The sequence below is a fragment of the Polaribacter gochangensis genome (assembly GCF_046224025.1).
Lineage (GTDB): Bacteria > Bacteroidota > Bacteroidia > Flavobacteriales > Flavobacteriaceae > Polaribacter > Polaribacter gochangensis.
On record NZ_JBJXRF010000004.1, the window covers coordinates 71,866 to 93,014 of the forward strand.

Consider the following 21,149-nt stretch of genomic DNA (forward strand, 5'->3'; position numbering starts at 1 on the left):
AACTAAATCAATTTTAAATTGATTGAAATTACAACGTTACAAACTTACTATAAAATTTGTTTTTGTTGTAAAATTTTTACTTTTTATTCTTTTTCATTTTTTGATGAATTGCACCTCTGTTTTTTATAATTCCGTTTAACAGCACAACAAACAGTACGATAAATGCGCCGTAATAAAACTCAGGATTCATTTTTTCTTTATCACCAAAAATAAACAATGCTAAAATTATAGCATAAACAGGTTCTAAATTAATAGTAAGCATTACTGTATATGGTGTTAAATGTTTCATTATTTTAACAGAGACAATAAACGCATACGCTGTGCAAATACTACTTAAGATGATTAAGTAAAACCAATCTGACATTTTAAGGTTGAAAAAATCAATAGAAAAAGAATCTGTGAAAAATAAAAATACAGTTACAAATGCTACTCCAAAAAACAATTGATAAAAGGAAATTACATCCGCAGCCGTTTTTTTGATAAAGATTCCGTTTAAAACCGAAAATAATGCGGCTAAAAATGCTGAAATCAATGCGTAAATAATTCCTAAATAATACTGAGTTTCAAAATTAAAAATAATGTACAACCCGCCAATAACTAGTAATCCTAAAAGGATTTCGATTGACTTAACTCTTCTTTTAAAAAATAACGGCTCTATAAGTGATGTAAAAAAAGCACCTGTACTCATTGTTACCAATGCAATTGATACATTAGAAACTTTAATGGCTTTAAAAAATGTAATCCAATGCAACGCAATTATTATTCCTGTAAATAAAAACTTAAGTAGTGTTTTTTTATCAATCGAAAAATTTTTCTTTTTAACAATAAAATACAGCAAAATAAAAAAGACCGCTAATAACATTCTAAACCAAACTAATGGAACGGCATCAATACTAATTAAAGCACCTAGAATTGCAGTAAACCCCCAGATAAATACAATTAAATGAAGTTGTAAAAAATATTTTAATTTACCTCCTTGCATTGTAGTAAAGATATAAAGCTAAGGTTCCAAAAACAATATTTGGAACCCAAACAGTTAACAATGAATTTGCTCCTGCAACTGCTCCTAAAACTTCAGAAACTTTTAAGAAAAATATGTAAACAAACATCAACCCAAAACCTAATGCTAAATTAACTCCCGTTCCGCCTCTTCGCTTTTTAAACGCTAACGCAACTGCAATAATAGTTAGAAAGTAGGAAGCAATTGGTAAACTTGTTCTCTTGTGTAACTCTACTAAATGAGCATTTAAATTTTTTACACCTCTTTTTTTAGAAATATTAATGAACTCTATCAATTCATTTGAAGGCATCTCTTGTGCTAAAGCTGCTCTATAAATTAAATCTTTGGGCGAAAATGCAAAAACGGTATCAATCGCATTCCCTATAAAAATACTATCTCTTTTTTTATAGATTCTTCTAATTTTATAATTAGATAATTTAAATGTACTGTCTTTTTTATCCCAACTGATATAACTAGCTGTTAGTTTGGATTTAATTTTATTTCCATCATAAACTTCTGTAGAAAAATTATATCCGGTATTTCTTTTTAAATCGAAACTTTGAATAAAAATATATGTACTATCAGTTAATTGTAAACTAAAGTCTTTTACAATATCATCTCCATATTTTGGTTTAAAAATGTAAGTGTTTTCAAACTTTTTTCGAATCTTACTGCTACTTGGTACTACAAAATGATTCATAACCAATGCTAAAATGGTCACCAAAGTTGCACCAATAAAATAAGGGTATAAAAAACGTGTAAACGAAACTTTAGCGTTGTTAATCGCAACAATTTCTGTATTGTTAGACAGTTTGGATGTAAATATAATTACGGCAACAAATAATGCCAACGGCATAAATGTGTTTGTATAATAAATGATAAAATTTAGATAGTAATCATTTACAATTTCAAAAAAAGTTAAGGTGTCAGAAGCTAAAAATTTATCTACTTTTTCTGCTATATCAATAGCAATGGCAATTGGTATTAAGATTAATAACGTAAAAAAAAAGGTTACTAAATATCTTTTTAATATGTAAGAATCAATAATTTTCAAATTATAATCTTTTGTCCATTTGTTTTACCATTTTATCTTTCCATTCGGTAAAATCTCCTGCTAAGATATGCTTTCTTGCTTCTCTGGTCAACCAAAGATAAAATCCTAAGTTGTGTATGGTTGCAATTTGCTTTCCTAATAATTCTTTTGCTGCGAATAAATGACGTAAATATGCTTTAGAATATAAAGTATCTACAAAGGTAATATCCATATCATCAATGGCAGAAAAATCATTCTCCCATTTCTTATTTTTGATGTTTATGGTTCCGTGTGCTGTAAACAACATTCCGTTTCTAGCATTTCTAGTTGGCATCACACAATCAAACATATCAACTCCCAACGCAATATTTTCTAAAATATTAATTGGTGTTCCAACACCCATTAAATAACGCGGTTTGTCTTCTGGCAAAATTTCACAAACAATTTCTGTCATTGCGTACAATTCTTCTGCTGGTTCTCCAACAGACAATCCTCCAATGGCATTTCCTTCTGCGCCAACAGAAGCAATAAACTCTGCCGATTGTTTCCGTAAATCTTTATATGTACTTCCTTGAACAATCGGAAAAAAAGATTGGTTATAATCGTATTTTAAAGGTGTTTTTTCTAAATGATTGATACAACGTTTTAACCAACGATGCGTCATGTGCATTGATCTTCTTGCATAATTAAAATCGCACGGATATGGCGTACATTCATCAAAAGCCATGATAATATCTGCGCCAATTGAACGCTGAATTTCCATTACATTTTCTGGAGTAAATGTATGATAAGAGCCATCGATATGACTTTTAAATTTTACACCTTCTTCTTTAATTTTTCTTCTTCCTGATAAAGAATACACTTGATAACCACCAGAATCTGTTAAAATATTACGATCCCAATTCATAAATTTATGCAAACCACCAGCTTGTTCTATAATATCTGTTTTTGGACGTAAATATAAATGATAGGTGTTTCCTAAAATTATATCAGGATTGATTTCATTTTTTAATTCGGATTGATGCACTCCTTTTACAGTACCAACAGTACCAACTGGCATAAAAATCGGAGTTTCAATTTCGCCATGATCTGTCGTCATTACTCCAGCTCTAGCTTTACTTTTTGGGTCGGTTATTTTTAAGTCAAATTTCATTGCTTGCAAAGATACAGTTATTTAAGAATTGAAATGTTAAAGAAATGGTAGGATTTATCTCTTTTTTCTTTTGAACGATGTATTAGAATTTCGTTTAGATTTTGGTGAATTTTTTCTGAAAGCTGCACTTTTCTTAGTAAACTCGTTTGGCTTAATAACAGTTTTTTGGGGTGCTTTCTTTTTTGGCTTTTCTTTGTGTATCGACGCTTCTTCTGTTTTAGAAGAACTTGCCACCATTGCATTAATTTCTGACAATTCTTTTTCTGTGAGTTCGCGCCATTCACCAATTTTTAAAGCATCCAAATTTACATTCATAATACGAGTTCTTTGTAACTTTAAAACCTCGTATCCAACATATTCACACATTCTTCTAATCTGACGATTTAAGCCTTGTGTTAATACAATTTGAAAAGTGTTTGTGTTAATTTTTGTGACTTTACATTTTTTGGTTACGGTTCCTAAAATCGGAATTCCGTTGCTCATTTTTTTGATAAAATCGTCTGTAATTGGCTTGTCTACTTTTACTACATAATCTTTTTCATGATTATTACCAGCTCTTAAAATTTTATTAACGATATCGCCATCATTGGTTAAAAAAATCAACCCCTCAGATGGTTTATCTAATCGTCCGACAGGAAATAATCGTTCTGGATGATTTATATAACTAATAATATTATTTCTTTCTCTTGAATCTGTGGTACAAACAATTCCGACTGGTTTATTAAAAGCAATGTAAAGTGTTTTAGGTTTTGGCTGCAAAGCTCTTCCGTCAATTTTCACAATATCGCCATCAAAAACTCTGTTACCTAGTTCTGTTGAGTTTCCGTTAATGGTAACTCTACCGGCAATAATTAGTTTTTCTGCTTCTCTACGAGAGCAAATTCCTGTACTGCTGATAAACTTATTAAGGTTTGTAGATTGTTGATTTTTCTGTTCCAAAAGTGCTAAACTATTTCTTCTACAAAGAAACGGATTCTTTAAATAATTATAGTTCTAAAAGTTAAATTTATTCTTGGCGTTTTAATCAATTTTGTTGGTGGTAATCTGTGCAACCAATTGGTTTGTGTTGAGTCTTTCATCACTAACAAACTTCCCTTTTCTAAAATAATGTCTATTTTTTGTTTGGTGTTTTTATGTTTAAAGGAAAATTTGCGTTCTGCTCCTAAAGTTAACGATGCTATTTCTCCATTCTTCTTCAACATTTTTTCTCCGTCAGAATGCCAAGCCATTCCTTCTTCTCCAGAATGATATAAATTTAACAAACACGAATTATAGGTTGCATTACTTTCTTTTTCCACGAGTTCTTTTAAGGCTAATAAACCTTCTGTAAAAATAAGTGCTTGCTTTGTAACGTTAGAATAGTTGTAGTAATAATCGGTATCTCCATACCAAGCAACTTTGCGTTTGGTAATTATTCTTTTACCAAATATTAAAGCTTCATCATTTTTCCATTCAATTTCTGACAACAACTTTTGGTAATAAAACTCGCTTTTTTCTTGCGATAAAATTTTACCGTGATAATTGGTAATTCCATCATAAGGTAAAATGTTTTGTACTTTTTCTTGATTGAATAAATCCATATTTAAAATTACAAAAAAAACCTCACAACAAACGCTGCAAGGCTTTAGCAAAAAATTTGGTTAGATCATATGTAGTTGGTTATTATTAGTTAGACAACAAATAACTTCACTTTACTTCTTTTTTAATTTTTTTTTGCTGCTACAAATATATACAGAATCAATTAACTACAAATATTTATTTCCCTTTTTTAATACGTGTTACTACGTAATTGTCAGATGATTAAATTGCGATTTTTAAATTAACTCTATTAAATCTTTGTTTTTATGCACCCATTTAGAAAGCGACTCTGTGTTTGAAGAAACATCTAATTTAGAAATGATATTAGAGCGGTGTTTTTCAACTGTTCTTTTTGATATTGATAAAATTTCTGCCATTTGTTTGGTGGAGTTTTCGTTTGCAATTAACCTTATAATTGTTCTTTCTGAGGGTGAAAGAAATTTTATTTTTTCTAATTCTGGAGAAACTTCTTGATCAAATATTTCATTAAAAGTGGAACTTGCATAAAACTGCCCTTTTAAAACAGATTGAATACATTTTTTTATTTCTTCAAAAGGTTCATCTTTTAACAAATAACCATCAATATTCATTTTTTTTGCTTTTAACACAAACCCTTTTTCTTTATAAGAAGTAAGAATAATAAATTTTGTTTCTGATGCAACTTCTTTGCTTTTTTTTATAACTTCAAATCCAGATAATAAAGGCATGTTAATGTCTAAAATGGCAATAGTAGGTTTATTTAAAGTAATCATTTCTAAAGCTTGTTCTCCGTTAGTTGCACCTTCTAAAACATTAAGATTTAGCGTTAGTAATTCATTTCTTAATCCTTTTAATAATAAAGGATGGTCGTCTGCTACAAGGATACTTATTGTATTATTCATTTTTTATGGGTATAGAAAATATAAAACTTGTTCCGTTATTTGGTTTGCTATCAATAGAAAGGTTTCCATTCATAATTCGTATACGCTCAAAGATAGTTTTAAGTCCTAAGCTATTTTTCTTTTTGCTATCGTTTATATTAAAACCTTTTCCATTATCAGAAATTAGCGTAATAATTGCGTTATCTTCTTTTTTAATACTTACTGTTACCGATTTTGCTTTTGCATGTTTAATAATATTTGTCAAACATTCTTGTATCAACCTATAAAAATTAAGGCTAGTACTTTCTGTAAAAAACTCATTTACATTATCAATATCCACAGAAAAAAATAATTCTGTTTGCTCATCATAATCGTTAATTAACTGCTCAATACTTTCAGACAATCCTAATTGTTTTAACAATGCTGGATACAATCCTCTAGAAATACTCCTTACTTCTTCTAATGCATTATTAGTTAAAACAGTAATTTCTTTTTGGTTTTCGTTTTGTGATTTCCTTTTAATTAATGTTAATTGCTGACCAACACTATCGTGCAATTCTCTGGCAATTCTTGTTCGTTCTTCTTCTTGTGACACTAATAAGTTTTCAGAAAATTGCTGTTGTAGTTTTTTCTCTTTTTTAACCGCATTTCTAGATTTATATAAGGTGATAAATAAAAAAACAGCCAACAATCCTGTTCCACCAAAAAGCAACCATTGATTTTTAACCTTATTTTCTGCATCTAATATGGCTATATTACTTTCTTGCGTTACAATTTTTAAATTCTTTTTTTCGGTTTCGTACTTTATTTGCATTTCGTTAATGCTGGCAATTTTTTCGATAGAAAAAAGGCTATCTTGTAAAACATGATATTGCTTTAAATTCTTAATGGAGTTTTTATAATTGCCTAAACTATATTCTATATTTGACAAGACAAAATATGCATACCTTTCTTGATGCAAACTCCGATTTTTTGCATAATCAATTGCTTTTAAAGCATATTTTTTAGCGTTAATTAAATCACCTATTTCAATATATGTTTCTGAAATATCGTTACATGTATGCGCTGCACTTCCATATTTTTTTATTTTTAATTTAAGATCTAAGGCTTGAAAAAGATACTCAAGTGACTCTTCATAATTTTTAATTCTTCTAAAAGAAGAGCCTATGTTTCCCAACAAAACAGATTCTCTGTTTTGTAAATTATTTTTTTGCGCTATTGGTAATGCTTTTCTATATAATTCGATTCCTTTTAAAATTTCCCCTTCTTTCTGATAGCTTGCTCCGAGGTTTGATAAATTAAATACAACACCAGCTTTATCGTTTAGTTCGCTATAAATCTCTAAAGCTCTATTAAAGTTGTTTTGTGCTTTTTTTAAATTTAGTGTTAGTAAATAAACTCTTCCGATACTTTCTAAACCTAAGGCAATATTCTTTTTATCTTGTATTCTTTCAGAAATTTCAAGCGCTTTAAAATAATTAAACAATGCCTTTTCATAGGAGGCCTTATTGTAATAAACTGCTCCTAATCTTAAATAAGAATTTGCAGTTTCAGCATTATTCTTTGTTTCTTTAAAAATTTTTAGAGCAGTAGTATAATGGATGATTGCCTCAGAATATCTTTTTTCTTTCACATACAAATCCCCTAAATAAAAATTTCCTAATGCAATTAAGGGATGGTCTTTAATTTCTTTAGATTTTTCTAATCCAAAAGAAAAAGGAACAAAAGCTTCTTTATATTTTTCTGTTAACAAGAGTGCATTCCCTTTTAAATAATCCTTCTTAATCTGAGCTGAAGAAAAAGGTGTAAGAACAATACCTTTTGATTTATTATTTTGAGAAACTGTTGCAATTGTAAATAACAAAAAAAATATAGAGAAAAGATGTTTCACAGAGTTTTTTTTAAAAGCATAAATTTAAAGAAAACTATTTATTATTTTGGAAGGTAATTTAATTTTATTAAAAAATAACGAATGTAGAAGTTCTTTTAAAATTTTTGTTAAACAAAAAAAAAGATAATTATAATTTCATACATTTGTATTCAGTATGAAAAAAGTATTCCATAAAATAATATCTATGTTAATGGCCGTAATGGTGTTGTTTTCTACAATGTCGTTTACTGTAGACATGCATTATTGTGGAGATACCTTGGTTGAAACTGCTGTTTTTCATAAAACAGAAGGTTGCGGAATGGAAATGAAAAATTCTACAACCAAAGATTGTTCTGTAATTAATAGCAATTGTTGTTCTAACAATCAAATTGTTGCTGATGGTCAAGATCAATTACAAGTTTCTATAGTAAAACTTTCACTTGAACAACAACTATTTATTACTTCTTTTGTAGATGCTTATAACACCCTTTTTAAAGTTGTTACAGAACATACTAATTCTTACAGAAATTATTTTCCTCCATTTGTCGTCAGAGAACTCTACAAGCTTGACGAAACGTATTTAATTTGATTTTTAAACAATAACCTTTTTTGTCCTACAGGTATATATCCTTTAGGATAAATTTTAGTATTCGGTGTTTTCCAAAAATATCAATGTTTAACTGTTTAATTATCAAAGCTAATGCTAAATAAAAGCATCAAATTTTTAATAGAAAATAAACTCGTAGCCGTTTTGTTACTTGTCCTTTTTATAGGATGGGGAACTGTAAATGCACCTTTTAATTGGGATACAGGATTTTTACCTAGCAATCCTGTAGCTGTTGACGCCATTCCTGATATTGGCGAAAATCAGCAAATTGTTTTTACAAAATGGGATGGTCGTTCGCCTCAAGATATTGAAGATCAAATTACCTATCCTTTAACAACTTCTTTGTTAGGAATTCCTGGAGTAAAAACAATTCGTAGTTCTTCTATGTTTGGATTTTCTAGTATCTACATCATTTTTGAAGAAGATGTAGAATTTTATTGGAGTCGAAGTAGAATTCTTGAAAAATTAAATTCCTTACCAAGTAATTTATTACCAAACGGAGTAAATCCTGCTTTAGGTCCAGATGCAACAGGTTTGGGGCAAATATTTTGGTATACGTTAGAAGGTCGTGACCAAAAAGGAAACGTTACTGGCGGTTGGGATTTACAAGAATTAAGAAGTATTCAAGATTATTATGTAAAATATGCGTTATCTTCTGCAAGTGGCGTTTCTGAAGTTGCTTCTATTGGTGGTTATGTGCAAGAATATCAAATTGATGTCAATCCAGAATTGATGCGTCAATACAACATTGGTTTAAGTCAAGTTGTAAAAGCAGTTAAAGAGAGTAATAAAGATATTGGAGCACAAACTTTAGAAATTAATCAAGCGGAATATTTAGTTCGTGGTTTGGGATATATTAAATCTATTTCTGACATTGAAAATGCAGTTGTAGTTTCTAAAGATTTTGTTTCTATAAAAATTAAAGACATTGGAAAAGTTACATTAGGGCCAGCTGCTCGAAGAGGAATTTTAGACAAAGAAGGCGCAGAAGTTGTTGGCGGAGTTGTTGTTGCTCGATATGGAGCAAATCCAATGGAAGTCATTAACAACGTAAAAGAAAAAATGAATGAGTTAAGTGCTGGATTGCCTTCAAAAATATTGAAAGATGGCAGCACTTCGCAAGTAACAATTGTTCCTTTTTATGACAGATCAGAATTAATTCAAGAAACTTTAGGAACATTAAACGAAGCATTAACCTTAGAAATTTTAATCACCATTTTAGTGATTATGGTTATGGTTTTTAATCTCCGAGCTTCCATTTTAATATCTGGTTTGTTGCCCGTCGCAGTATTAATGGTATTTATTGCGATGAAAATTTTTAATGTTGATGCAAATATTGTAGCACTCTCTGGTATTGCTATTGCAATTGGAACCATGGTAGATGTTGGTGTTATTCTTTCAGAAAATATTATTAGGCATTTAGATGAAAATGAAAATATCATTCCGAAAGAGCAAGAAACGAACAACGAGGGAGCTCTTCTAACTAATCAGAATAAAAAACGTTCAATTAACGAAATTGTGTACACTGCTACAACCGAAGTTTCAGGAGCAATTATTACAGCCGTTTTAACAACCATAATTAGTTTTATTCCAGTTTTTACAATGATTGGCGCTGAAGGGAAATTATTTAGACCTTTGGCTTTTACAAAAACATTTGCTTTAGTTGCATCTATTCTTGTTGCTTTATTTTTAATTCCGCCTTTTGCAGCATTTTTATTTAGAAGAAAAAGCATCAAAAAATCTTTTAGTTACCTTATAAATATTGCTTTACTATTCGCTGGAATAACAGGTATCATTTATGGATATTGGCTTGGAATAATCGTAATTGCTTTTGGAATTACAGGAATCTTAAAACTTCAAAAAAAAATAAACGAAAAACGAGCAAACTATATCAATATTATTATTTCTGTAGCTGCAATTGTATTTCTATTAGCAGAATACTGGAGACCTTTAGGTGTTGATAAAAGTATTTTCTGGAATCTTATTTTCGTCGGAATTATTTGTTTCGGATTACTAAGTGTTTTCTCCATATTTATAAAGTTTTACACACGTATTTTAAGATGGTGTTTAGATAATAAAATCTTGTTTTTATCTATTCCTACAGCAATTGTAATTGCTGGATTTTTTATCATGAAAAACACAGGAAAAGAATTTATGCCATCATTAAATGAAGGGTCTTTCTTATTGATGCCAACTTCAATGCCACATTCTGGAGTTGAAGAAAACAAACGTGTTTTACAACAGTTAGATATGGCTGTTGCTAGTATTCCCGAAATTAAAACCGTTGTTGGAAAAGCTGGTAGAACAGAATCTGCTTTAGATCCTGCTCCTTTATCAATGTATGAAAACATGATTCAGTACAAACCTGAATATATGTTGAATGAAAAAGGAGAACGTCAGCGTTATAAAGTAAATAATGATGGTGAATTTGTATTGAAAAACGGAATGTCATTGCGAGCGGATCAGCGTGAAGCGTGGCAATCTATCAATGCAAAAGAACAGCTTATTCCAGACAACGATGGCGAGTTTTATAGAAACTGGCGACCAGGAATAAAATCTCCAAACGATATTTGGAATGAAATTGTGCGTGTAACAAAATTGCCAGGAGTTACTTCTGCACCAAAATTACAACCAATTGAAACACGATTGGTAATGTTGCAAACAGGAATGCGTGCACCGATGGGAATAAAAGTAAAGGGCCAAGATTTAAAGCAAATTGAAGCTTTTGGAGTTGCCCTAGAAACGATTTTAAAACAAGCAAAAGGTGTTAAAGTAGAAGCTGTTTTTGCTGATAGAATTGTTGGCAAACCTTATTTATTAATTGATATTGATAGAGAAAAGATTGCTCGTTATGGAATTTCGATACAAGATGTACAAAGTATTATTGAAGTTGCAATTGGTGGAATACAAATAACACAAACTGTTGAAGGACGAGAACGGTATGGTGTTCGTGTTCGTTATCCTAGAGAACTAAGAGCAAATCCAACAGATTTAAAAAATATTTACATTCCTGTTGCAAACGGTAATCAAATTCCTTTGAATGAATTGGCGACAATTAAATATGAACAAGGTCCGCAAGTAATTAAAAGTGAGGACACTTTTTTAGTTGGTTATGTGTTGTTTGATAAGTTAGACGGATTTGCAGAAGTAAATGTTGTTGAAAATGCACAAGCTTTGATTCAATCAAAAATTGATGCAAGAGAATTAGTTGTTCCAAAAGGAATTAATTACACGTTTACAGGAACTTATGAAAATCAACTAAGAGCAGAAAAAACACTATCGGTTGTGGTGCCTTTAGCATTGGCAATTATCTTTTTAATTCTGTATTTTCAGTTTCGATCTGTAGCAACATCACTAATGGTTTTTACTGGAATTGCTGTTGCTTTTTCTGGTGGATTTATTATGATTTGGCTGTACGGACAAGATTGGTTTTTTAACATCAATTTCTTTGGCGAAAATCTTCGCGATTTATTTCAAATGAAAACCATCAATTTAAGTGTTGCTGTTTGGGTTGGATTTATTGCGCTTTTCGGAATTGCAACAGACGATGGCGTTGTTATGGCAACCTATTTAACACAAACATTTGATAGAAATAAACCAGAAAGCAGAAAAGAGATTAGAGCATCTATTGTTGAAGCTGGAGAAAAAAGAATTCGTCCTTGTTTAATGACAACCGCAACAACCATTTTAGCGCTATTGCCAATTCTTACATCAACAGGAAGAGGAAGTGACATTATGATCCCAATGGCAATTCCAAGTTTTGGCGGAATGTTAGTTGCATTAATTACCTTATTTGTCGTTCCGGTTTTATTTAGCTGGAAACAAGAATTTCAACTTAAAAGAACAGCAAAATGAAACACTTAAAATTCAATCTTAAAACAGTTATTTTTCTTTGTTCTTTTTTCTTTATTCTTAAAGGAAATGCACAACAGTTAGAAACACTAATAAACGATGCTTTAAAGAACAATCCTGAGATTAAAAAATTTGATTATCAACATAAAATTGCTTCAGAAAAAATACACGAAGTAAATAGCTTGCCGAATACCGAATTTAATTTGGGTGTTATGGCAATCTCACCAGAAATGAATATGCCGATGCAACGTTTTAAGGTTTCTGTAATGCAAATGTTGCCTTGGTTTGGAACCATATCAGCAAGAAAAAATTATGCGACAACACTGGCAGAAGCTGAGTTTGTGGAAGTAACTATCGCTAAGCGAAAATTGGTGCTTTCTGTTTCTAAATTGTATTACCAACTCTATGAAATTAATGCCAAGCAAAAAGTGCTTGATAAAAGTATTGAGCTATTAAAGCACTACGAACGTCTAGCACTGACTGCGTTAGAAGTTAGTAAAGCATCTGCGGTAGATGTTTTAAAGTTACAAATAAGACAGAATGAACTTAATCAAGAAAAAGCAGTTTTAATTCAACAATATAACGGAATTCAAGCAGCAATAAACAGCAAGTTAAATCGGAGTTATAACACCAAAGTAACGATAGAATCTTCGCCAGAAATTCCGGAAGAAGATACTCTTTATGATTATGAAACACTCGCTTTAAATCCAGAATTGCTTAAATATGATAAGTTGTACCAATCTGTTGAACTTTCGGAATTGTTAAATCAAAAAGAAAAAAAACCAATGATTGGTGTTGGTTTGGAGTACATCAATCAAGAAAGTAACGGAATGATTACCAGTCCTTTTAAAGATATGATAATGCCCATGGTATCTATAACGCTACCTATTTTTAATAAGAAGTACACATCACAAACCAAACAAAATGAACTGCGAAAAAAAGTGTTGCAATTTCAAAAAGATGATCGATTGAATGGGTTAAAAGCAGATTTATCAAAAGCTATTTCTTTGCGTAATCAGTCACGAATTAAATTTAATACTCAAAGTAAAAATTTAAAACAAGCTAAAAACGTCGAAGAAATTATCCTTAAAAAATACGAAACCGGAACTATTAATTTTAATGACATTTTAGACATTCAAGAATTGCAATTAAAATTTCAAATCAATCAAATAGAAGCTATCAAAACATATTATTTACAAACAACAATTATTAATTATTTAAAACAATAAAAAAATGAAACATTTAAAAACAACAACAGGTATTTTAGCAATCGTATTTATTGCACTTACAGCAACTTCGTGCAAGGAGAACAAAAAAGATAGTGACAATATTGTTAATCATCAAACAGAAATGAAAGATGAAGATCATTCTAACATGAATCAAAAGAATACAGCAACAACTGCAGTTATTGAAGCATACATTCAGGTTAAAAATGGTTTAGTAGAAGAAAGTAAAGACAATGCAGCAAAAGGAGCTACTGCAATGTTAACTGCTTTTTCGAAATTTGACATGACTAAATTGTCTGCTGAAACGCATAAAAACTATATGGAAATATATGAAAGTGCAAAAGAACATGCAACACATATTGTAAAAAGTGATATTAAACATCAAAGAGAACATTTTGAAACATTAAGCGGTGATATTACAGACTTAATTGATTTACTTGGAACAGAAAAAACGTTGTATCAAGATTTTTGTCCGATGGCAAATAACAATAAAGGAGCTTATTGGATCAGTGAAGTTAAAAATATTAGGAATCCTTATTTTGGATCAAGAATGATGAAATGTGGTTCAGTAAAGAAGCAAATTAATTAATTGAAAATACTAAAAATCATACTATTAATTTTATTGGTTGTGTTTGTGGGAATTCAGTTTATTCCCACAAATAGCAATCAAAGTAAAACGATACCAAAAACTGATTTTATGTTTGTGAATACTATTCCTAACAATATCAAAAAAAAATTACAGATATCTTGTTATGATTGTCATAGTAATAACACCAATTATCCTTGGTATAATAAAATTCAGCCTGTTGCTTGGTTTTTAGAAGATCATATAAAAGATGGAAAAAAAGAATTAAATTTTAATACTTGGAATACTTATTCTACTAGGAGAAAAAAGAGTAAATTAAAATCAATTATCAGTCAAATTAAAGATGATGAAATGCCATTAACATCTTATACATTTATACATGCTGATGCAAAATTCACTAAAAAAGAAAAAAAAGAAATTATAGAATGGCTTACACAATTAAGAGATAGTGTTTAAAGATGAAGGAAACTATTTATATAAAAAACATGGTTTGTAACCGTTGTATTTCCTCGGTTTTAGCAATTTTTACTGCTGAAAATTATATAATAGAATCTGTAGAATTAGGAAAAGTAGTAGCAATAAAAAGTAAAAACAGTAATGCAGAAAATTTAAAAAAAACGCTTACCAACATCGGTTTTAAAATTATTGATAATGAATCAGATACGCTGATTGAACAAATAAAAATAAAGCTTATATATAAAGTAGAATTAGGTGAAACAGAAAATTTATTTAAACTTTTAGCAAAAGAATTTGGCAAAACAGAAACCGTTATTAGCAAATTATTTAGTAAACATGAAGGTCTAACAATAGAAAAATACATCATCAATTTAAAAATAGAAAAAGTAAAAGAATTGATACAACTCGGACAATTAAATTTCTCTGAAATAGCCTACAGTTTAAATTACAAAACCAGTAGCCATTTGGCAAGACAATTTAAAACCATTACAGGAATGTCAATGTCTAACTATAAAAATTTGCAAGATTGGGATAGAAAACCCTTAGACCGAATTGTATAAAAAAGAATCAGAATTATGAAAATAATGCAAACAACATCTGTTTAATTTTGAACATAAAATTAAATACCATGCAACACACATATCACATACACGGAATGACCTGTAACGGTTGTAGAAGTCACGTTGAAGAAATACTATCAAAAGTAGATGGTGTTTCTAGCGCAACTGTAAATTTAGAAAAAGCAGAAGCTACTATTAAAATGGAAGCGCACATTGCTATTGAAACCTTTCAAGATGCTTTAAAAAATGATGGTGGACGATATAGCATCCATAAACAAGGAGAACACCATCACCATGAAGATAAAAAGGAAGTAAAACCTACTGGCAAAGGAACAGGTACATTTTATTGCCCAATGCATTGCGAAGGCGATAAAACTTATGACAAAGCTGGCGATTGTCCTGTGTGTGGAATGGATTTAGTTGAAGAACAAAACCTTTCAACTTCAAATTCAGAACAATGGACGTGCCCAATGCATCCTGAAGTGGTAAAGGATGAACCTGGTGCTTGTCCTATTTGCGGAATGGATTTGGTTCCGTTAGAAGCAGATATTTCATCAGAAGAAAAAACCTATAAAAAATTATTAAAAAAATTCTGGCTTGCTGTTGCCTTTACAGTACCAATATTTTTAATTGCGATGTCAGAAATGGTAAACAACAATCCATTGTATGCTGTTTTAGAACAAAAAAACTGGAATTGGATTCAGTTTGCATTGTCAATTCCAGTTGTATTCTACGCCACTTGGATGTTTTTTGAACGCGCGTTCAGAAGTATTAAAACTTGGAATTTAAATATGTTCACACTTATAGGCATTGGTGCTGGTGTAGCTTGGCTATTTAGTGTATTTGGAATGTTTTTCCCCGATATTTTTCCAGAGCAATTTTTATCCGAATCAGGAGCCGTGCATGTTTATTTTGAAGCTGCTTCAGTAATTTTAACTTTGGTATTGTTAGGGCAACTTTTAGAAGCGCGTGCGCATAGCAAAACCAATTCGGCAGTAAAAGAATTATTAAAATTAGCACCAAACAAAGCTACAAAAATAGTAAATGGCGAAGATGTTGAGGTTAGCATTGATAAGATAGAATTAAACGATGTTTTAAAAGTAAAACCAGGCGATAAGATTCCTGTAGATGGCTCAATAACCGAAGGTGAAACTACCATTGATGAATCGATGATTTCTGGAGAGCCAATACCTGTTAATAAAACTGTAGGTGGTAAAGTAAGTAGTGGTACTATAAATGGAAATCAAGTGTTCTTGATGAAAGCCGAAAAAATTGGTAGCGACACCCTACTCTCTCAAATTATCCACATGGTGAATGACGCAAGTAGAAGCCGTGCACCCATTCAGAACTTAGCAGATAAAGTCTCTGGATATTTTGTGCCTGTTGTCGTATTAATTTCTCTAATAACCTTTGCAGTTTGGGCTATTTGGGGACCAGAACCTGTTTATGTCTATGCTTTTGTCAATGCCATTGCGGTGTTAATTATTGCCTGCCCTTGCGCATTAGGATTGGCAACACCTATGTCGGTTATGGTTGGAGTTGGTAAGGGTGCTCAAAATGGTGTGCTGATTAAAAACGCAGAAGCTTTAGAGAAATTAGATAAAGTAGACACACTCATTATTGATAAAACAGGAACCATTACCGAAGGAAAACCCACCGTTGAAAAAGTAGGTGCTTTTGGAACTAATTTTTCCGAAAGTGAAGTGCTTCAATATGTTGTGTCTTTAAATAGCAATTCTGAACATCCATTAGCAGAAGCAACCGTTAAATATGGTAAAGAGCAGAAAGCAGTAGTCTTAAAATCTGAAGAATTTAGTGCAGTTACTGGTAAAGGAGTTGAAGGAAAAATAAACGCTAAAAACGTAGCATTAGGAAATCCAGAGATGATGCATTATGCTAAAGCAAAAATTTCTTCAGAAATGGAAGAAGAAGCAAAAACCTATCAAAAACAGGGTAAAACAGTTTCCTATTTAGCAATTGATAATCAAGTTGTTGGTTACGTCGTAATTGGCGATAAAATTAAAGCAACAAGTGCCAAAGCAATTAAAGAACTTCTAGGTAAAGGAATTGCAGTTATTATGCTTACAGGCGATAATCACGATACCGCACAAGCAGTAGCCTCAGAGCTTAATCTAACCGACTTTAAAGCAAGTATGTTGCCAGAAGATAAACTCAAAGTGGTAGAAAAACTTCAGAAAGAAGGAAAAGTTGTGGCGATGGCTGGCGATGGTATCAACGATGCACCTGCATTGGCAAAAAGTGATGTCGGAATCGCAATGGGAACCGGAACAGACGTGGCGATTGAAAGCGCTATGATTACATTGGTTAAAGGTGATTTACAAGGCATTGTAAAAGCCAAAAACTTAAGTCACGGTGTGATGAAAAATATCAAGCAAAATCTGTTTTTCGCACTTATTTACAACACATTAGGCGTGCCTATTGCTGCAGGTGTTTTGTTTCCCTTTTTTGGAATATTATTATCACCAATGATTGCCGCTTTAGCGATGAGTTTTAGTTCAGTATCTGTAATCACAAATGCATTAAGGTTAAGAAATATTAAAATATAAAAAAATGAAAAAATTACTAATAATACTTGTAGTATCATTATCAGTGTTGGGTTGTAAGAATGAAGTAAAAAAAACAGACAAAAACGAACATGAAAACCATGTTACTACTTCTGTAAAAGACAAAACACCCAAAAAGAAAGTATTAAGTCCACATACATCAGCTATGGCAATGATTGGAGATGCTCATATTCATATCGATTATTCTTCTCCTGGTGTAAGAGGCAGAATTATTTTTGGTGGGCTTGTTGGTTATGATGCTGTTTGGCAAGCTGGTGCACATAATGCAACTTGGATAGAAACTAATAAAGACTTGATAATAAATGGCAAAGTGCTTCCAAAAGGGAAATATGGTTTTTTTACAATTCCAACAAAAAAAGATTGGACAATAATAATTAATAAAAATTGGGATCAACATGGCAAAGATGAGTATGATGCAAAGGATGATGTTATTAAATTTAAAGTAACACCTAGTATTTCAAAAGAAATAACTGAGCATTTAGAATATAAAGTACAGAAAAATAGTGAAACTGAAGGTAGTATTTCTCTTGCTTGGGAAAAGATTACTATTCAGTTTCCTTTTAAATTAAAGCAATAAAACAAACACCATGAAAAAATATATAAGTTATATCGTACTATTAATTGCTGGTTTACTTTTAGGATGGTTCTTATTCGGAACTTCTTCTAACAAAAAAACAGCACACAAGCATTCTGAAATTTCGGGAATCGCTAAAATGTGGACTTGCTCTATGCATCCGCAGATAATGCAACCAGAAGCAGGCGATTGTCCAATTTGTGGAATGGATTTAATTCCTGCAGAATCAAGTGCAGGTGGATTAAATGCTAATGAGTTTAAGCTGACTAAAAATGCCATGGCATTGGCAAATGTTAGAACATCAATTATTGGAAAAAGCAATACAGCAGATAAAGCGATAAAACTATCAGGAAGAATTGTAGAAAACGAAGACAACTCTGCAATTCAGCCTGCTCATTTTGATGGGAGAATAGAAAAGTTATACGTAAAATATTTAGGAAAAAAAGTAACCAAAGGTCAGGCTGTTGCCCAAATATATTCAGCAGAATTAACAACTGCACAACAAGAATTGTTAACAACATATAGTTTAAGAGAAACACAACCTCAACTTTACAAAGCTGTGTATAACAAATTTAAAAACTGGAAAATTGATGGTGCTCAGTTAGAAGAAGTTTTAAAAACTGGGAAAATAAAAACGAGTTTTACAATCTATTCTCATGTTTCTGGAGTAATTACTGAAATTTCTGTAAGTGAGGGTGCACATATTATGGAAGGAAAACCCATTTTTAAAGTATCGAATTTAAGTACTGTTTGGGCTAATTTTGACGTGTATGAAAATCAAATAAAGCTCTTTAAAAAAGGACAAGAAGTTGCAATAACTACCAAAGCTTTTGCTGATAAAGAATTTAAAGGAAAAGTAACTTTTATTGATCCAATTTTAGACACCAAAACAAGAATTGTAAAATTAAGAGTTGTGCTTGATAATGAAGCGGGCGATTTAAAACCTGGAATGTTTGTAGAAGGAAAAATTAAAGGAACTACTTCAACAAAAAAACAAATAGTTATGATTCCGGCTTCTGCAATATTATGGACAGGGAAGCGCTCGGTTGTCTATATAAAAACTAGTAAAACAGAGCCAATTTTTGAAATGAAAGAAATTACTATCGGAAATAAAATTGGAGAACAATACGAGGTTATAGACGGATTAAAAGATGGAGACGAAATTGTAACTAACGGAACATTTACGATTGATGCATCTGCACAATTGCAAGGCAAAAAATCGATGATGAACAAAACTGGCGGAGCAACTACTACTGGACACGAAAATCATCTTGGAACAGAAGCAACAACTACTTTAAAAATTGAACGTCTTAACGTATCTTCTAAATTTCAAAATCAATTAAAAACAGTTTTTAATTCTTACATCAAACTAAAAGATGTTTTGGTAAATGATGACGAAAATAATGGAATTACAGCAGCTAAAAATGTATTGCAAAGTCTAGCTAAGTTAGATATGAAACTTTTAAAAGATAAAAAAGCCCACGAAAAATGGATGTCTTTTGAAAAGGAAATTAAAACTGCTGTTACTGCTATTTCAAAAACATCGAACATTAAAGCACAGAGAAATCACTTTAAACAGTTGTCAACAAATCTAATTGGTGCGGTAGAAACTTTCGGAATTCAAGAAAAAGTATACCGTCAATTTTGCCCAATGGCAGATGCTAATAATGGCGCATATTGGTTAAGTAAAGAAGAAAAAATATTAAATCCTTATTTTGGAGACGCCATGTTATCTTGTGGTAGTGTAGCGCAAGTCATTGAGTAAAAGTTTTTATTATAACAAAAAAACCGTAACAATTGTTACGGTTTTTTTTTGCGGAGAATGAGGGATTCGAACCCCCGGACCTGTTACAGTCAACAGTTTTCAAGACTGCCGCATTCGACCACTCTGCCAATTCTCCAAGTGTCTCATCAAGTATTCCCTGAATGCGGATGCAAATATAGAATCTTTTTTGAGTTCCTAAAAGAATTTTATGCTTTTTTACGATTATTTTTATAATTAATATTGACTTCCATTTTATAGCAACTTATAAAATATGTAACTTATAAAATTATGGTTTTTCTAAGAAAAAAAAGTAACTTCGCTACTCATATCTTTAAAATTAAAAGACCATGTTTAATTCTTTTGGAAACTTATTAAAATTGACAACTTTTGGTGAATCTCACGGAATTGCTATTGGCGGAATTATTGATGGTTTTCCGGCAGGAGTGAAAGTTGATTTTGATGCCATTCAAAAAGAATTAGACAGGCGTAAACCTGGTCAATCTTCAATTGTTACACAACGTAAAGAGCCAGACACGGTTCAGTTTTTATCTGGGATTTTTGAAGGAATTACCACTGGAGCATCAATTGGTTTTCAAATTCAGAATACCAATCAAAAATCAAAAGATTATGCTCATAATACCAATGTATATCGTCCATCTCACGCAGATTTCACCTACGATAAAAAATACGGAACTAGAGATTTTCGTGGTGGCGGAAGAACTTCTGCTCGCGAAACTGCCAATTGGGTAGTTGCTGGAGCATTGGCAAAACAATTAATTGCACATATAAATATCAATGCGTTTACTTCTTCTGTTGGAGATATTTTTATTGACAAACCCTATCAAGAATTAGATTTTACTAAAACGGATGCTAATATTGTTCGTTGTCCAGATGCAATTTCCGCAGAAAAAATGATTGAAAAAATCAAGACGATTAAAAAACAAGGTGATACTATTGGAGGAACAATTACCTGTGTTGCACAAAATATTCCTGTTGGATTGGGCGAACCTATTTTTCATAAATTACATGCCGAATTAGGAAAAGCCATGTTATCCATCAACGCAGTAAAAGGTTTTGAGTTTGGTAGCGGGTTCTGCGGAAGCAAAATGAAAGGAAGTGAACACAACGATATTTTTAATGCCGACGGAAAAACAGAAACCAATTTATCTGGCGGAATTCAAGGTGGAATCAGCAACGGAATGGATATTTATTTTCGTGTTGCTTTTAAACCAGTTGCCACCATTATGCAAAATCAACAAACCATAGACTCTGAAGGAAATCTAACAGAAATCCATGGTAAAGGCCGTCACGACCCTTGTGTGGTTCCAAGAGCAATTCCTATTGTAGAAGCATTAACTGCTTTGGTATTGGCAGATTTTTATTTGTTGGATAGAACAAGACAGGTTTAGATTCAATGTTCAATGGTAATTGTTAATTGTTAATT

17 protein-coding genes and 1 tRNA gene are annotated in these 21,149 nt (G+C 31.3%); 10 read left to right on the forward strand and 8 right to left on the reverse strand.

From position 1 onward, the window contains the following. Positions 1–76 precede the first annotated feature (76 nt). The 7 genes from ACEWL1_RS10700 to ACEWL1_RS10730 form a co-directional block, all read right to left on the reverse strand. The gene (locus ACEWL1_RS10700; RefSeq protein ID WP_409233298.1) at positions 77–982 is read right to left on the reverse strand and encodes a DMT family transporter; all 906 of its coding nucleotides are present in this window, start codon (positions 980–982) and stop codon (positions 77–79) included. Then, positions 969–2,054, reverse strand: coding sequence for an LptF/LptG family permease (locus ACEWL1_RS10705; RefSeq protein ID WP_409233299.1), 1,086 nt, complete (start codon positions 2,052–2,054; stop codon positions 969–971). Before ACEWL1_RS10705 ends, ACEWL1_RS10700 begins: the two co-directional genes overlap by 14 nt. Before the next feature lies 1 nt (position 2,055). After that, positions 2,056–3,186: a tRNA guanosine(34) transglycosylase Tgt gene (gene tgt / locus ACEWL1_RS10710; RefSeq protein ID WP_409233300.1), complete on the reverse strand. Its 1,131-nt coding sequence runs from the start codon at positions 3,184–3,186 to the stop codon at positions 2,056–2,058. Between the two features lie 54 nt (positions 3,187–3,240). Then, positions 3,241–4,125, reverse strand: coding sequence for a 23S rRNA pseudouridine(2604) synthase RluF (gene rluF, locus ACEWL1_RS10715; protein WP_409233301.1), 885 nt, complete (start codon positions 4,123–4,125; stop codon positions 3,241–3,243). A 38-nt stretch (positions 4,126–4,163) separates the two neighbouring features. Continuing rightward, the gene (locus ACEWL1_RS10720) at positions 4,164–4,766 is read right to left on the reverse strand and encodes an alpha-ketoglutarate-dependent dioxygenase AlkB family protein (protein WP_409233302.1); all 603 of its coding nucleotides are present in this window, start codon (positions 4,764–4,766) and stop codon (positions 4,164–4,166) included. Positions 4,767–5,000: 234 nt separating this feature from the next. Next, positions 5,001–5,645: a response regulator gene (locus ACEWL1_RS10725; RefSeq protein ID WP_409233303.1), complete on the reverse strand. Its 645-nt coding sequence runs from the start codon at positions 5,643–5,645 to the stop codon at positions 5,001–5,003. Continuing rightward, positions 5,638–7,515, reverse strand: a complete 1,878-nt coding sequence (locus tag ACEWL1_RS10730) for a tetratricopeptide repeat-containing sensor histidine kinase (protein WP_409233304.1) — start codon at positions 7,513–7,515, stop codon at positions 5,638–5,640. The genes ACEWL1_RS10725 and ACEWL1_RS10730 overlap by 8 nt, the downstream gene beginning before the upstream one ends. Before the next feature lie 154 nt (positions 7,516–7,669). Here ACEWL1_RS10730 and ACEWL1_RS10735 point away from each other — a divergent pair, with 154 nt between their 5' ends. From ACEWL1_RS10735 to ACEWL1_RS10775, 9 genes are all read left to right on the forward strand, one after another. Further along, positions 7,670–8,083: an HYC_CC_PP family protein gene (locus ACEWL1_RS10735; RefSeq protein ID WP_409233305.1), complete on the forward strand. Its 414-nt coding sequence runs from the start codon at positions 7,670–7,672 to the stop codon at positions 8,081–8,083. Positions 8,084–8,194: 111 nt separating this feature from the next. Next, positions 8,195–11,956, forward strand: a complete 3,762-nt coding sequence (locus ACEWL1_RS10740) for an efflux RND transporter permease subunit (RefSeq protein ID WP_409233306.1) — start codon at positions 8,195–8,197, stop codon at positions 11,954–11,956. Beyond that, on the forward strand, positions 11,953–13,182 hold the full coding sequence (locus ACEWL1_RS10745; RefSeq protein ID WP_409233307.1) for a TolC family protein: 1,230 nt from the start codon (positions 11,953–11,955) through the stop codon (positions 13,180–13,182). Before ACEWL1_RS10740 ends, ACEWL1_RS10745 begins: the two co-directional genes overlap by 4 nt. 4 nt (positions 13,183–13,186) lie before the next feature. Continuing rightward, positions 13,187–13,768 (forward strand): DUF3347 domain-containing protein, encoded by a 582-nt coding sequence (locus tag ACEWL1_RS10750; RefSeq protein ID WP_409233308.1) that lies wholly within the window; start codon positions 13,187–13,189, stop codon positions 13,766–13,768. Next, positions 13,769–14,221, forward strand: a complete 453-nt coding sequence (locus ACEWL1_RS10755; protein ID WP_409233309.1) for a heme-binding domain-containing protein — start codon at positions 13,769–13,771, stop codon at positions 14,219–14,221. It abuts the gene before it with no gap. A 2-nt stretch (positions 14,222–14,223) separates the two neighbouring features. Continuing rightward, entirely contained in the window at positions 14,224–14,781 is a 558-nt protein-coding gene (locus tag ACEWL1_RS10760) for a helix-turn-helix domain-containing protein (protein ID WP_409233310.1), read from the forward strand. A 68-nt stretch (positions 14,782–14,849) separates the two neighbouring features. Then, positions 14,850–17,348 carry a heavy metal translocating P-type ATPase gene (locus tag ACEWL1_RS10765; protein WP_409233311.1) on the forward strand — a complete coding sequence of 833 codons (2,499 nt, stop codon included), beginning with the start codon at positions 14,850–14,852 and terminating at the stop codon, positions 17,346–17,348. A gap of 4 nt (positions 17,349–17,352) precedes the next feature. After that, entirely contained in the window at positions 17,353–17,943 is a 591-nt protein-coding gene (locus tag ACEWL1_RS10770; RefSeq protein WP_409233312.1) for a DUF2911 domain-containing protein, read from the forward strand. A gap of 10 nt (positions 17,944–17,953) precedes the next feature. Then, the gene (locus ACEWL1_RS10775; RefSeq protein WP_409233313.1) at positions 17,954–19,705 is read left to right on the forward strand and encodes an efflux RND transporter periplasmic adaptor subunit; all 1,752 of its coding nucleotides are present in this window, start codon (positions 17,954–17,956) and stop codon (positions 19,703–19,705) included. A gap of 51 nt (positions 19,706–19,756) precedes the next feature. Here ACEWL1_RS10775 and ACEWL1_RS10780 read toward each other — a convergent pair. Continuing rightward, positions 19,757–19,841 (reverse strand) — tRNA-Ser (locus tag ACEWL1_RS10780). A 211-nt stretch (positions 19,842–20,052) separates the two neighbouring features. Between ACEWL1_RS10780 and aroC the strand changes: the two genes are divergently transcribed. Continuing rightward, positions 20,053–21,114: a chorismate synthase gene (gene aroC / locus ACEWL1_RS10785; protein WP_409233314.1), complete on the forward strand. Its 1,062-nt coding sequence runs from the start codon at positions 20,053–20,055 to the stop codon at positions 21,112–21,114. The last annotated feature ends 35 nt before the right edge of the window (positions 21,115–21,149 follow it).

Bases quoted from the DNA above. Each gene is read 5' to 3' on its own strand.
- ACEWL1_RS10700 (WP_409233298.1), bottom strand. From the start codon at position 982: ATGCAAGGAGGTAAATTAAAATATTTTTTACAACTTCATTTAATTGTA.
- tgt (WP_409233300.1), bottom strand. From the start codon at position 3,186: ATGAAATTTGACTTAAAAATAACCGACCCAAAAAGTAAAGCTAGAGCT.
- ACEWL1_RS10720 (WP_409233302.1), bottom strand. From the start codon at position 4,766: ATGGATTTATTCAATCAAGAAAAAGTACAAAACATTTTACCTTATGAT.
- ACEWL1_RS10725 (WP_409233303.1), bottom strand. From the start codon at position 5,645: ATGAATAATACAATAAGTATCCTTGTAGCAGACGACCATCCTTTATTA.
- ACEWL1_RS10735 (WP_409233305.1), top strand. From the start codon at position 7,670: ATGAAAAAAGTATTCCATAAAATAATATCTATGTTAATGGCCGTAATG.
- ACEWL1_RS10740 (WP_409233306.1), top strand. From the start codon at position 8,195: ATGCTAAATAAAAGCATCAAATTTTTAATAGAAAATAAACTCGTAGCC.
- ACEWL1_RS10745 (WP_409233307.1), top strand. From the start codon at position 11,953: ATGAAACACTTAAAATTCAATCTTAAAACAGTTATTTTTCTTTGTTCT.
- ACEWL1_RS10750 (WP_409233308.1), top strand. From the start codon at position 13,187: ATGAAACATTTAAAAACAACAACAGGTATTTTAGCAATCGTATTTATT.
- ACEWL1_RS10760 (WP_409233310.1), top strand. From the start codon at position 14,224: ATGAAGGAAACTATTTATATAAAAAACATGGTTTGTAACCGTTGTATT.
- ACEWL1_RS10765 (WP_409233311.1), top strand. From the start codon at position 14,850: ATGCAACACACATATCACATACACGGAATGACCTGTAACGGTTGTAGA.
- ACEWL1_RS10770 (WP_409233312.1), top strand. From the start codon at position 17,353: ATGAAAAAATTACTAATAATACTTGTAGTATCATTATCAGTGTTGGGT.
- ACEWL1_RS10775 (WP_409233313.1), top strand. From the start codon at position 17,954: ATGAAAAAATATATAAGTTATATCGTACTATTAATTGCTGGTTTACTT.
- aroC (WP_409233314.1), top strand. From the start codon at position 20,053: ATGTTTAATTCTTTTGGAAACTTATTAAAATTGACAACTTTTGGTGAA.